Origin of the sequence: Azospirillum sp. SYSU D00513, assembly GCF_017356015.1 — a bacterium.
In the GTDB taxonomy this organism is placed as follows: domain Bacteria; phylum Pseudomonadota; class Alphaproteobacteria; order Azospirillales; family Azospirillaceae; genus Azospirillum.
This window is the reverse complement of sequence record NZ_JAFIQV010000023.1, coordinates 80,633-92,303: the sequence shown is the minus strand read 5'-3', so window position 1 is coordinate 92,303 and position 11,671 is coordinate 80,633. Positions and strand designations below refer to the sequence as shown.

Here is an 11,671-nt window from a genome sequence, read left to right as displayed (position 1 = left end):
GCCGGCCTTTCCGGTCGGCCCATCGGTTCGGACGCCCCGCTGCCACCCTATCAGGAGTTCCGGTTCATGTGCGGCATCATCGGCATCATCGGCACGTATGACGCGGCCCCCCGTCTGGTGGAGGGTCTGCGCCGGCTCGAATACCGCGGCTACGACAGCGCGGGCGTCGCGACGCTCGTGAACGGCCGGATCGAGCGCTGCCGGGCCGAGGGCAAGCTGGTCAACCTCGAGATGAAGCTGCGCGACGCGCCGCTGCCGGGCACCATCGGCATCGGCCACACGCGCTGGGCCACCCACGGCGGCCCGACCGAGGACAACGCCCACCCGCACGCCACCCCCCGCGTGGCCGTCGTCCACAACGGCATCATCGAGAACTACCAGGAGCTGAAGGACGAGCTGATCGGGCACGGCTACGTGTTCGAGAGCGCGACCGACACCGAGGTGATCGCCCATCTGGTCACCCACTACCTGGAGAAGGAGGGCATGACGCCGGTCGAGGCGTCCTCCGCCGCGTTCAAGCGCTTCACCGGCGCCTTCTCGCTCGTGCTGATCTTCGCGGGCGAGCACAAGATGATGATCGGCGCCCGCCACGGCACGCCGCTGGCCGTGGGCTACGGCGAAGGCGAGATGTACCTGGCGTCCGACGCCTTCGCGCTCGCGCCGCTGACCAACCGCATCTGCTACCTCGAGGACGGCGACTGGGTGGAGGTGACCCATGCCGGCTGCACCATCCACGACGCCGGCGACGCGGTGGTGGAGCGCCCGGTCAAGACCACCGCCCTGTCCGGCGCGCTGATCGGCAAGGATGGCTACCGCCATTACATGCTGAAGGAGATCTACGAGCAGCCGCAGGTCATCGGCGACACGCTGAACGCCTACATCAATCCGGGCACCAGCACCGTGACGATGCCGGAGTTCCCCTTCGACATCGCCTCGGCCACGCGGCTGACCATCGTCGCCTGCGGCACCGCCTATTACGCCGGCGTGGTCGCGAAATACTGGTTCGAGACCATCGCCAAGCTGCCGGTCGAGGTGGACATCGCGTCGGAGTTCCGTTACCGCGAGGCCCCGATGCCCGAGGGCGGCGTGGCCCTGTTCATCTCCCAGTCCGGCGAGACCCTGGACACGCTGGAGGCGCTGCGCTACTGCAAGCGCAAGGGTCAGAAGATCCTGTCGGTCGTCAACGTGCCGGAGAGCACCATCGCCCGCGAGAGCGACGCGGTGCTGATGACCATGGCCGGCCCGGAGATCGGCGTCGCCTCCACCAAGGCCTTCACCACCCAGCTCACCACGCTCGCCTGCCTCGCCGTCGCCGTCGGCCACGCCCGCGGCGCCATCCCGGCCGAGCGCATGCAGCAGATCGCCCAGGCCCTGCGCGAGGTCCCGGCCCGCGCCGCCGACGTGCTGGCCCACGACGAGCGGCTGAAGGAACTGGCCCAGGAGGTGTCGGAGGCCCGCGACGTGCTGTATCTCGGCCGCGGCGCCATGTACCCGCTGGCGCTGGAGGGTGCCCTGAAGCTGAAGGAGATCAGCTACATCCACGCTGAAGGCTACGCCGCCGGCGAGCTGAAGCACGGCCCAATCGCCCTGATCGATGACAACGTCCCGGTCATCGTGCTGATGCCGACGGACAACCTGTTCGAAAAGGTCGTCTCCAACGTCCAGGAAGTCTGCGCCCGCTCCGGCAAGGTGCTGCTGCTGGCCGACAAGAAGGGCGTGGACAAGCTCGGCGACCGCGTCCGCTGGTCCGTCGAACTCCCCGCCTGCGACCCGCTGGTGGCCCCCCTGCTCTACGCCATCCCGGTGCAGTTGCTGGCCTACCACACCGCCGTGCTGAAGGGCACGGATGTGGACCAGCCGCGGAACTTGGCGAAGTCGGTTACGGTGGAGTGAGCAAAGGTTGCTAATGAAAAGGGACCGAGCCTTTGGGCTCGGTCCCTTTCTTTTTTCAAATTCCTAATAAAGCGCTTTTTCAAAACCGGCGTTTCTTACCCCACCCCAAACCACCCCTTAGGTCCCCGCCCCTGGTCCGGCCCCAGCGCGGAGAATCCCCCGTCCACCGGGATATCCACCCCGGTGACGAACCCCGCCAGCCCCGAACAGGCCAGCAGCACCGCCCCCGACACATCCTCCCCCCGCCCCACCCGGCCGGCGGGGTGAAGGCTGCCGCCCACTGCGTCCGCATGCTCCGGCGTGCCGGCCAGTGCCTCCAGGGCGGGCGACCAGGTCCAGGCGGGCGAGACGGTGACGACGCGGATGCCCTTTGGAGCGAGGGAGACGGCGGCGTTCTTGGTGAACTGCATCAGGGCGGCCTTGGAGGCCGGGTAGAGGGCGCGGCCGGCGGCGCCGAATTTGCCGCCGACGCTGCCGATGTTCACGACCACGCCTCCTTCGCCCATGCGGGCGGCGGCCTTGTCGGTGAGGATGGCGGCGCCGACAAGGTTGACGTTCAGGGCCTCCAGCCACTCGGCGCGGGTGGAACCCAGGCCCTTGTCCTGGTAGGTGCAGGCGGCGTTGACCAGTATGTCGAGACGGCCGAAGGCCGTCGCGGCGGCCTCGACGCAGGCGTCGAGGGAGTGGTCGTCGCGCAGGTCCATCGCGACGGGCAGCGCCCGTTCGCCCAGCGCGGCGGCGCCGGCCTGCACGCCCGCGCCGTCGATGTCGGCGAGGGCGACGGAGACGCCGGCGGCGTGCAGGCCTTGGGCGATGGCGGCGCCGATGCCCCGGGCGGCGCCGGTGACGATGGCGGCCTTGCCCTGGAGGCCGAGGGCGGCACCGAGCGAGTCCGTGACGGGAAGGCCCGTCACAGGAAGACCTCCAGCATCTCGTGGGCGCCCTCGCGGTCGATCAGGTCCACTCGCTTCAGCGCGATGCGGAAGCTCTCGCCTTCCGGCAGGAGATGGTAGGTGTAGAAGCCGCCGAGCAGCCGCTTGGTGTCGTGCCGCCATTCCATCACGTGGAAGGTCGAGCGGACCACGATGCGCGGCTCCGGTCCCTGCCCTGGCCCTGGCCCTGGCCACCGCGCCTCCTCGTCGAAATGGACGTTGCCGACGATCCGCGCCGTGTGGGTGGGCGGCTGCTGGGACCATGCGCGCTTTTCCTCCAGCCGGCGGGCGCGCACCTGGCGCATCAGCGCGTCCTCATGGAAGAGGGAGGCGTGGTCGATCCAGTCCGGCTGGTCGTGGGTCAGCGGCGCCCAATAGACGCCATCCTCCGCGAAGAGGGCCAGCCACTCCGACCAGCGCCGCTCGTCCAGCAGCCGCGCCTCCCGGTACAGGAACCGCTCGATCGACCGGATGTCCGGCAACCCGCCCTGCCCGTTCTGTGCGCCGGCGCCCATCACGCGTCCTCCCCGGACATGTAGCGCGCCCAGGCGCGGTACTGGTTGCGCATCGGCAGCTCGCTGAGCCCGTTCGCCACGTAACGGCCGTCCTCGAACCGGTCGCGCCCGGCGTCGCGGTGCAGGCTGACCCAGTCGCCGCCGTCGCCCTTCAGCCCCTCCTGGCAGCGGGCATAGACCTCGATGTCGTCCGGCATGACGTTTGAGGACGGGGAGTTGACGACGTTGGCGTAGACCACGGCCCGCTGGAAGACCTCCGGCGGCGCGCCCTTCAGGCGGAAGGTGTAGATCTCGACCAGGGTGCGGTCCACCGCCACCGGGCGGATGACGCGGAGCTGCTGGAAGGAGGAATGGGGCGAGCAGCTCGGGTAGATGACGGAGTTGTGGCGCTGGACGGACAGGATCTCGCGAGTCTTCTCCGGCCCGTGCACGGCCTCCAGCGCCGCGATGTGGGCGAGCGAGACGGGGTCCTTCGGCGGAGTGAAGATCGCCCCCATGTAGCTGTGGCCACGGTCGAAGGCGACCATCTCCAGCTCGTCCCAGAAGACGTAGGGTTCGCCGTTGCCGGCGATGATGTGCAGCCGGAAGGGCATGCCGCCCTCGGCGTCGGAATGCCCGTCGCGCGCGGCGTTGATGGCCGATTCGTGGGTGACCATCGGGTGGGAAGTGTCGTTCAGGTTCTCCAGGAAGATCTTCCAGTTGGAATTCTGCCAGACCCGGAACACGCCCCCCGCCACCTCCACCTCGCCGTCGGGCGCGCGGTCGCAGAAGTTGTCCAGCGAGGTTCGGATGCCGCCCAGGAAGGTCTCAAGGTCCGGCCCGTCCTCGGCCAAGCTGGCGAAGACGAAGCCCCGGTAGGAGCCGGTGCGCGGAACGCGGCGGATCGAGAAGTCCGGGTCGGATTCGTCGAAGGCCGTTCCCTCGTACCCCTTGCGCACGGGGACCGAGGCGAGCCGCCCGTCATGCGCGAAGTTCCAGCCATGGAAGGGGCAGCGGATCACCTTGCCCAGCTTGCCGCAGGGCAACGTCGCCAGCTTGGCCCCCTTGTGCGGGCAGCGGTTGAACAGGACATGCACCCGCCCGTCACTCGCCCGCACCATCAGCACCGACTGCTGGCCCAGCAGCGCCTCGTGATAGTCGCCGGGCTCCGGGATCTGGCTCTCGTGCCCGACATAGATCCAGGCGCGGCCGAAGATCCGCTCCATCTCCAGGTCGAAGATGTGAGGGTCGGTGTAGACGGACCGATGCACCTTGTCGTGGTGCACGAGATCCTGGAGGGGGAGGTCGTTCGGTGTGGTCATGGCGTCATTCTTGTCCGACCGCCCTGCGGGAAGACAAGTCATGCAGCCGCATATAACCGGACGCCGGGCCGGTCATATTTACCCGAACCGGCTCAGCGAATAGGGATAGTTCCTCTTCGTCTGCCATCGCCGTCTCGCGCCCGGTTCGTCGTTCATGAAGCCTGACGCGCCGCTCCCACCCCGCCGCGCATGGCCGCCCTCCGGTTTTCCGCGTCGCCGAATGTCGGCATTCTGATATATCAGAGTTCCGAACACCGGCACCCCGGCGAAACGAGAAGCAGGAGAAGCCCATGCAGTCGACCTACCGCCCCGACGCGTCCCGCTACGAGAAGATGAGCTACCGCCGTTCCGGGCGGAGCGGGCTCGACCTGCCGGCCATCTCGCTGGGGCTCTGGCAGAATTTCGGCGCGACCGACGTGTTCGAGACGGGCCGCGCCGTGCTGCGCCGGGCCTTCGACCGGGGCGTCACCCATTTCGACCTCGCCAACAACTACGGCCCGCCTCCGGGCTCGGCGGAGGAGAATTTCGGGCGCGTGATGGCGGCCGATTTCCGCGCGCACCGGGACGAACTGGTCATCTCGACCAAGGCCGGCTACGACATGTGGCCCGGCCCCTACGGCAGCTGGGGTTCGCGCAAGTACCTGACGGCCAGCCTGGACCAGAGCCTCAAGCGCATGGGGCTCGAGTATGTGGACATCTTCTATTCCCACCGCGTCGATCCGAACACGCCGCTGGAAGAGACGATGGGCGCGCTCGACCACGCGGTGCGGCAGGGCAAGGCGCTCTATGTCGGCATCTCCTCCTACTCGCCGGAGATGACGCGCCGGGCCTCGGCGATCCTGAAGGATCTCGGCACCCCCTGCCTGATCCATCAGCCCTCCTATTCCATGCTGAACCGCTGGGTCGAGGGCGGGCTGCTCGACACGCTGGAGGATCTGGGCATCGGCTGCATCGCCTTCTCGCCGCTGGCCCAGGGGCTGCTGACCACCAAATACCTGAACGGCCAGCCGGCCGACGCCCGCGCCGCCAAGGGCGGGTCGCTGCGGGCGAATTTCCTGTCACAGGAAAACCTGGACCGGGTGCGGGCGCTGAACGAGATCGCCCAGCGCCGCGGCCAGACGCTGGCGCAGATGGCCATCGCCTGGGTGCTACGCGACCCGCGCATCACCTCCGCCCTGATCGGCGCCCGCAACGTGGAGCAGCTCGACAACTCGCTCGACGCGCTCCAGAACACCGCCTTCTCGCCGGAGGAGCTGGCGGAGATCGACCGCTTCGCGGTGGACGGCGAAATCAACCTGTGGCGGAACTCCTCCACGGCCGAAGCCGGTTGATGGGCCGAGAGGTCGAGGGGCGGGGCCGGAGCGTTTGACCGCCCGGCCCCGGCTGCGCTACCCCTCCGCCCCGAACCATAATCGCCACGGGAACCCCTTTCATGACGCCGCCAAGCGACCGGGTGCTGGACGTCCACGAACGTCCGCCGCCCGGGACGTTCCTTCTGCTCAGCCTTCAGCATCTCTTCGCCATGTTCGGCGCCAATGTGCTGGTGCCGATCCTCACCGGGCTCGACCCGTCGGTGGCGCTGGTCACCAGCGGGCTCGGCACGCTGATCTACCTGGCCTTCACCAAGTGGCGGCTGCCCGCCTATCTCGGCTCCTCCTTCGCCTTCATCGGTCCCATCGTCACCGCCACCCAGATCGGCGGCGTCGGCGGCGCGCTGATCGGGGCCTGCGCCGCGGGTGCGGTCTATGTCGCGGTGGCGCTGCTCATCCGCGCCTTCGGCGTGCGGTGGCTGCTGCGCATCCTGCCGCCCATCGTGGTCGGGCCGGTGATCGTGGTGATCGGGCTCGGCCTCGCCTCGGTCGCCGTGGGCATGGCGCAGAACACGGCTGGCGGCGGCGAATACAGCCTGCCGCATTTCATCGTCGCCCTGCTGACGCTGGGCAGCATCTTCCTCTATTCCATCGTGCTGCGCGGCTTCTTCACGGTGGTGCCGATCCTGCTGGGCATCCTGACCGGTTACGTCATCGCGGCGCTCGCCGGCATGGTGGACTTCTCCGCCGTCGCCGCGGCCCCGCTGTTCCGCATGCCGGATTTCCACCTGCTCTTCTCGGGCATGAAGGAGGGCGCGTCGGCCCTGGCCATGATCCTGCTGGTGGCACCGGTGGCGCTCGTCACCATCGCCGAGCACATTGGCGGGCAGATCGTGCTGAGCCGCGTGGTCGGCCGCAACTTCATCGCCGATCCGGGCCTGCACCGCTCGATCTTCGGCGACGGCGTCGCCACCATGGTGGCCGGGGCGCTGGGCGGCCCGCCGGCGACGACCTACGGCGAGAACATCGGCGTGCTGGCCGTCACCCGCGTCTTCAGCGTGTGGGTGATCGGCGGCGCGGCGACGCTGGCCGTGATCCTGGGATTTGTGGGCAAGCTGTCGGCCTTCCTGTCCACCATCCCGACCTCCGTCATGGGGGGCGTGTCCATCGCCCTGTTCGGCGTGATCGCCTCCTCGGGCATCCGCACGCTGATCGAGGGCAAGGTGGATCTGGGCGACAAGCGCAACCTGCTGATCTCCTCCACCATCCTGGTCATCGGCATCGGCGGCGCCACGCTGAAGTTCGGCGACGGCGGCTTCGTCGTGTCGTCCATGGCGCTGGCGGCGGTGCTGGGCGTGGTGCTGAATGCCATCCTTCCGGGACGCGGCACCGGTGGCGACGCCGAGGCGATCCTGTCGGACCATGTCTGATCGCCGCTTGCCCGCACATTGATCCCATGGCGCCCTGATCGCCCGGCGCCCGCCGGCCCGCTCCCCGTTCCGCAGCTTTATCGGTCCGGCACGGGGAAGCGGGTTGCATCGGAGGGCGCCCTTTGGTATAGACGCCGCTCGCATAGCAGGAACCCCGGCCATGAAGACTGACATTCACCCCGCCTACCACGAGATCAACGTCGTTATGACCGACGGCACCTCGTTCACGACCCGCTCCACGATGGGGAAGCCGGGTGACACGCTGCGCCTCGACATCGATCCGAAGTCCCACCCGGCTTGGACCGGCGTGCAGAAGCTGCTGGACACTGGCGGGCAGATCGCCAAGTTCAACAAGCGCTTCGCGAACTTCGGCCTGAAGAAGTAAGCGTCTCGGCTTCGAAACGAAAAGGGGCGCCCGGCCATCCGGGCGCCCCTTTTCGTTTTCGCGCGTCTTGCTTCCGCGCCGTCCCGGCAGGGCCGCGTCACACGGCCTCGCGCAGGACCTCCATACGCACCCGCTCGTCCAGGCGGGCGACGCGCATGTAGAGCCGGTGGCTGCGTTCCAGCAGGCTGCGCAGACCCGAGGGCAGCTGTTCGTTGTCGGCGCCCGACGGGTCGGTGCAGATGTCGCCGCCCGACAGGGCGAACTCCTCGCTGGCGCCCTGCTCGCGCGAGATCTCGCCGGCGTGCACGGCCTTCTGGGCGAGCAGCCAGGCCATGACCTGGGTCAGCCGGCTCGTCACCCGCATCGATTCGTAGGATATCTGGAGCCGGACGTGCGGCGGCAGATCCTTCTGGTCGTAGGCCTCGTGATAGGCGATGTAGTTGCGCGCCTCGACGAGCAGCGCCATCGTCTCGTCGTAAGGTCCGTTGAAGAAGGTGGCAGATCCAAGCACGGCCGTGTTCCTCCCGCGGCTGGATGGCCCATGACCGACCCTCGCCGCAACTGATTAACAATGCGTAAGTTAGGGCGGCGGACGCGCACGGCACCCTCTTGACGGCGATTTCGGCCTACCTATCTCTAGGCCACCGGACGATGCCCATCAGGGGTCGGCCGGATCTGCAAAGCCGGGGATCGACGGTATCCGTGATCCCGGACCGCACTATCGCTCTGTCGGAGGATAAGTCATGCGTAGCTACGACCTTTCGCCCCTGTTCCGTTCGACCATCGGGTACGACCGCCTCTCGCGTCTCCTGGAGACCGCGATGACCGGCGACGACGCGCCCGCCTCCTACCCGCCCTACAACATCGAGAAGCTGGGTGAGGACCACTACCGGATCACCATGGCCGTCGCCGGCTTCGGTCCGGAAGACCTGGAGATCACCGCCCAGCAGAACTCGCTGCTGGTCAAGGCTAAAGCTAAGAAGGAGGAGGAGGCCGGCCAATTCCTCTACCGGGGTATCGCCGGCCGCGCTTTCGAGCGCCGCTTCCAGCTTGCCGACTACATCAAGGTGACGAGCGCCAATCTTCTGAATGGCCTCCTGCACGTCGAAATGGTGCGCGAGGTACCCGAGGCGATGAAGCCCCGCACCATTCAGATCGCGACCGGCGCCAACGACCAGCCGGCCATCACCCATCAGGCCGCCTGATCCCGGTCAAACCGGCTCACCAGGCCTGAACAGCAAGAAGGCGCCCTGGACATCCGGGGCGCCTTTTTTGTTTTTGCGGTTCGTCGCTCCGGGGAGGAATGCGACCGGCAGTGCCGTCACTGGTTGGGCGAGCGGGTGATCGTCTTGATCGGGCCGCGCGGGTTGCCCGACATCTCGGCGATCTTGCGGTCCTGCTCCTCTATGACGCCGCGGGCCGGTTCGTCGCCGTCCAGCCCTTCGAGAATGGCACGGGGAACCCGGCGGTTGGAGGTCTGGGCGCCGTCCTGGTAGAGGACGTCGAACAGGACGAATTCGCTTTCGGATGTTTTCTTGCTCTTGCGGGCCATGGGAACTCTCTGATGCGGCGAGGGGTTGCGGTGGGGGTGACGGGATGCGGGGCGGGCTGCCCGGACGCCACCTCGGGCGTTTCCAAATAGGATGGGGGCCGCTTCCGTGAAAGCGGCCCCCGGTGTTTTCGGCGTGTTTTTCCGCGTCCATTCCGCCGGTGCCTTCCGCACGGCGGAGTCGGACGCTGTTCTTGCCTGCCCTGTTCAACCCGTCCGAGCTGATGAACGGGAGGTTAAGGACCGCGGCGGGCAGCGTCAAGCGGAAGCGGACGGCACCTCCGCCGCCGCGTCGCGGACGCCGACCATCGTTTCGCCGATCAGCCAGTCCACGACCCTGGACAGCGCCTCGCCCTCGGCCGCCCCCTGCTCCAGGGCCTTCCGGTAGACGGCGACCTGATGGTGGGCGCTGGTGCCGCGGGCCAGGATGGCGCGGGCGTTCTCCAGCTCCGCGACGCAGCCGAAATGCTCCGCGTCCTCGCGGGTCAGCTCCAGCAGCTCGTCCAGCAGCTCGGGATAGGGCACGATGCGGCCGCGCCCGTAATCGACCAGCCCGTCGTCCAGCCCGTAGCGCTGGGCACGCCAGCGGTTCTCCTCGATCAGCAGGTTCTTGTAGGCGCGCCAGGTGACGTTGCGCGCGCGCAGCCGCCACAGCATCCGCAGCAGGCACCGGTAGAAGGCCGCGACCGTCACCGCATCCTCCAGCCGGGTGCAGATGTCGGTGATGCGCATCTCCAAGGTCGGGAAGCGGCAGGAGGGGCGGATGTCCCACCAGAGCTTCGAGGAATCCTCGATGATGCCCGCCTGCACCAGGATGTTCACATGCTGGAGATACTCGCCGTGGCTGCGGAACTCCTCCGGCATGCCGGTGCGCGGCAGCTCGTTCCAGACCGACAGGCGGTAGCTCTTGCGCTCCATGTCGCGCCCCCGCCAGAAGGGGGAGGAGGTGGAGAGCGCCAGAAGGTGCGGCAGGAAATAGCGCGCCTGGTTCATCAGGTCGATGCGCAGGTCGTCGTCCTCGATCCCCACATGCACGTGCATGCCGCAGATCATCAGGCGGCGGGCCGGCGCGCCGATGTCCCGCGCCATCATGTTGTAGCGGTCGCGGTTGGTGTGTTTCTGCGGCTCCCAGGCGGCGAAGGGATGGGTGGAGGCGGCGATGGGCGCCAGCCCATACTGGTCCGCCACCCCCGCCACGATGGCGCGCAGCGAGGCGAGCTGCGTCCGCGCCTCCTGGATGTCGGCGCAGACGGGCGTGCCGACCTCAATCTGGCAGCGCAGGAATTCCGGATGGATGCGGTCGGGCGCCTGGTCCTGGCAGGCCTTCAGCATCTCCTCGGGCGGGCTGTGCACCAGGTCGCGGGTGCCCCGGTCCACCAGCAGGTACTCTTCCTCGAGGCCCAGGGTAAAGGCCGGCTCCATGCGGTCACTCCCGTGGATAAAGCTGAATCCGGTAGATGGCCGGATCGGCGAGTACAGGCTCCAGCGCGTCGCCCAGAACCTCGGCCCAGAGCGCCACCCCCTCCGGCACGGCGACCAGGTCCTGCCGCACCTCGATCAGGACGTTGGGAAGCCCCGCCGGGGTCGCGTGCGTCTCGATGGTGCCGCCCGTCGTCGTGCGCCCGGTGTAGGGCTCGTTGTCGCCGACACACCAACGTCCATCGGCCCGCAGCCGTTCCATCAGCGGCACGGGGATGCGCGGGTCGCGGTCCCACAGGATGCCGACATGCCAGGGGCGCGCCACGCCACGCATCACGGGGGTGAAGCTGTGGATGGACACCACCGCCGGCACCAGCCCGCGCGCGCGCTTGGCGGCGATCTGCGCGGCCACCGCCTCGTGGTAGGGGCGAAAGATCGCGTCCACCCGCCGCCGCACCTCCGCCGCGTCCAGCGACCGGTTGGCCGGGATCACGGTGTCGTCGCTGACCACGGGAATGGCCGTGGGGTCGTCGAGCGACCGGTTGGGATCGACGATCAGCCGCGAATAGCCGGAGAGCACCGCCGTCGCGCCGAACCGGTCCGACAGCCGGCGGGTCAGATCCGCCACGCCGATGTCGTAGGCGATGTGCCGGCACATCTCCGCCTCGGTCAGGCCGAGATCGCCGAGCGCCTTCGGCACCGCGCGCGAGGCATGGTCGCAGAGCAGGAGGACCGGCGAATCCGAGTCCGGCTTCAGCACCGTGAAGGGCGGCGGGTCGTCCGGCCCGAGCAGGGGAGGTGGCGGGGCGGCGTTGACGGGTTGTGACGTCGGCAGGGTCATGCTTGCAGGATCTGGCAACGGTTGGCGGTTCCCGGAAGGCGTCCGGACGGAAAATCCCGCCCGCCGGAAAGGACGGAAGGGGCGGCACGGCTATGA

General features: G+C 68.3%; 12 protein-coding genes. 5 read left to right on the top strand and 7 right to left on the bottom strand.

Annotation, left to right across the window (positions count from 1 at the left end):
* The first annotated feature begins 66 nt into the window (after positions 1–66).
* A complete protein-coding gene (gene glmS, locus JUB11_RS17815; RefSeq protein WP_207459921.1) occupies positions 67–1,893 on the top strand; it encodes a glutamine--fructose-6-phosphate transaminase (isomerizing) in 1,827 nt (608 codons plus the stop codon).
* 95 nt (positions 1,894–1,988) lie between these two features.
* On the opposite strand, the gene JUB11_RS17810 is transcribed toward glmS, so the two are convergent.
* Genes JUB11_RS17810 through JUB11_RS17800 form a run of 3 tightly spaced genes read right to left on the bottom strand, consistent with a single transcriptional unit; the run spans position 1,989 to position 4,641 of the window.
* Positions 1,989–2,807, bottom strand: coding sequence for an SDR family oxidoreductase (locus tag JUB11_RS17810; RefSeq protein WP_207459920.1), 819 nt, complete (start codon positions 2,805–2,807; stop codon positions 1,989–1,991).
* Positions 2,804–3,340: an aromatic-ring-hydroxylating dioxygenase subunit beta gene (locus JUB11_RS17805; RefSeq protein WP_207459919.1), complete on the bottom strand. Its 537-nt coding sequence runs from the start codon at positions 3,338–3,340 to the stop codon at positions 2,804–2,806. The genes JUB11_RS17810 and JUB11_RS17805 overlap by 4 nt, the downstream gene beginning before the upstream one ends.
* Positions 3,340–4,641, bottom strand: coding sequence for an aromatic ring-hydroxylating dioxygenase subunit alpha (locus JUB11_RS17800; protein ID WP_207459918.1), 1,302 nt, complete (start codon positions 4,639–4,641; stop codon positions 3,340–3,342). Before JUB11_RS17800 ends, JUB11_RS17805 begins: the two co-directional genes overlap by 1 nt.
* Before the next feature lie 290 nt (positions 4,642–4,931).
* Here JUB11_RS17800 and mgrA point away from each other — a divergent pair, with 290 nt between their 5' ends.
* The 3 genes from mgrA (at position 4,932) to rpmE (ending at position 7,766) form a co-directional block, all read left to right on the top strand.
* Positions 4,932–5,972, top strand: coding sequence for an L-glyceraldehyde 3-phosphate reductase (gene mgrA, locus JUB11_RS17795; protein ID WP_207459917.1), 1,041 nt, complete (start codon positions 4,932–4,934; stop codon positions 5,970–5,972).
* Between the two features lie 101 nt (positions 5,973–6,073).
* Positions 6,074–7,381, top strand: a complete 1,308-nt coding sequence (locus JUB11_RS17790) for a solute carrier family 23 protein (protein WP_207459916.1) — start codon at positions 6,074–6,076, stop codon at positions 7,379–7,381.
* Between the two features lie 160 nt (positions 7,382–7,541).
* A complete protein-coding gene (gene rpmE / locus JUB11_RS17785) occupies positions 7,542–7,766 on the top strand; it encodes a 50S ribosomal protein L31 (RefSeq protein ID WP_207459915.1) in 225 nt (74 codons plus the stop codon).
* Positions 7,767–7,863: 97 nt separating this feature from the next.
* Here the strand turns inward: rpmE and JUB11_RS17780 are convergent, their stop codons facing one another.
* Positions 7,864–8,277: a DUF1465 family protein gene (locus JUB11_RS17780; protein ID WP_207459914.1), complete on the bottom strand. Its 414-nt coding sequence runs from the start codon at positions 8,275–8,277 to the stop codon at positions 7,864–7,866.
* Between the two features lie 232 nt (positions 8,278–8,509).
* On the opposite strand from JUB11_RS17780, the gene JUB11_RS17775 reads away from it, so the two are divergent.
* Positions 8,510–8,971 (top strand): Hsp20 family protein, encoded by a 462-nt coding sequence (locus JUB11_RS17775; protein WP_207459913.1) that lies wholly within the window; start codon positions 8,510–8,512, stop codon positions 8,969–8,971.
* Between the two features lie 116 nt (positions 8,972–9,087).
* On the opposite strand, the gene JUB11_RS17770 is transcribed toward JUB11_RS17775, so the two are convergent.
* The 3 genes from JUB11_RS17770 to JUB11_RS17760 form a co-directional block, all read right to left on the bottom strand.
* Positions 9,088–9,318: a hypothetical protein gene (locus JUB11_RS17770; RefSeq protein ID WP_207459912.1), complete on the bottom strand. Its 231-nt coding sequence runs from the start codon at positions 9,316–9,318 to the stop codon at positions 9,088–9,090.
* Positions 9,319–9,573: 255 nt separating this feature from the next.
* Positions 9,574–10,737, bottom strand: coding sequence for a carboxylate-amine ligase (locus tag JUB11_RS17765; RefSeq protein ID WP_207459911.1), 1,164 nt, complete (start codon positions 10,735–10,737; stop codon positions 9,574–9,576).
* 4 nt (positions 10,738–10,741) lie between these two features.
* Positions 10,742–11,575 carry an N-formylglutamate amidohydrolase gene (locus tag JUB11_RS17760; protein WP_207459910.1) on the bottom strand — a complete coding sequence of 278 codons (834 nt, stop codon included), beginning with the start codon at positions 11,573–11,575 and terminating at the stop codon, positions 10,742–10,744.
* Between the last annotated feature and the right edge of the window lie 96 nt (positions 11,576–11,671).

Excerpts from the sequence above, each read along its gene's own strand:
- glmS (WP_207459921.1), top strand. The coding sequence starts at position 67 with ATGTGCGGCATCATCGGCATCATCGGCACGTATGACGCGGCCCCCCGT.
- JUB11_RS17805 (WP_207459919.1), bottom strand. The coding sequence starts at position 3,340 with ATGGGCGCCGGCGCACAGAACGGGCAGGGCGGGTTGCCGGACATCCGG.
- JUB11_RS17800 (WP_207459918.1), bottom strand. The coding sequence starts at position 4,641 with ATGACCACACCGAACGACCTCCCCCTCCAGGATCTCGTGCACCACGAC.
- mgrA (WP_207459917.1), top strand. The coding sequence starts at position 4,932 with ATGCAGTCGACCTACCGCCCCGACGCGTCCCGCTACGAGAAGATGAGC.
- JUB11_RS17790 (WP_207459916.1), top strand. The coding sequence starts at position 6,074 with ATGACGCCGCCAAGCGACCGGGTGCTGGACGTCCACGAACGTCCGCCG.
- rpmE (WP_207459915.1), top strand. The coding sequence starts at position 7,542 with ATGAAGACTGACATTCACCCCGCCTACCACGAGATCAACGTCGTTATG.
- JUB11_RS17775 (WP_207459913.1), top strand. The coding sequence starts at position 8,510 with ATGCGTAGCTACGACCTTTCGCCCCTGTTCCGTTCGACCATCGGGTAC.
- JUB11_RS17770 (WP_207459912.1), bottom strand. The coding sequence starts at position 9,318 with ATGGCCCGCAAGAGCAAGAAAACATCCGAAAGCGAATTCGTCCTGTTC.
- JUB11_RS17765 (WP_207459911.1), bottom strand. The coding sequence starts at position 10,737 with ATGGAGCCGGCCTTTACCCTGGGCCTCGAGGAAGAGTACCTGCTGGTG.
- JUB11_RS17760 (WP_207459910.1), bottom strand. The coding sequence starts at position 11,575 with ATGACCCTGCCGACGTCACAACCCGTCAACGCCGCCCCGCCACCTCCC.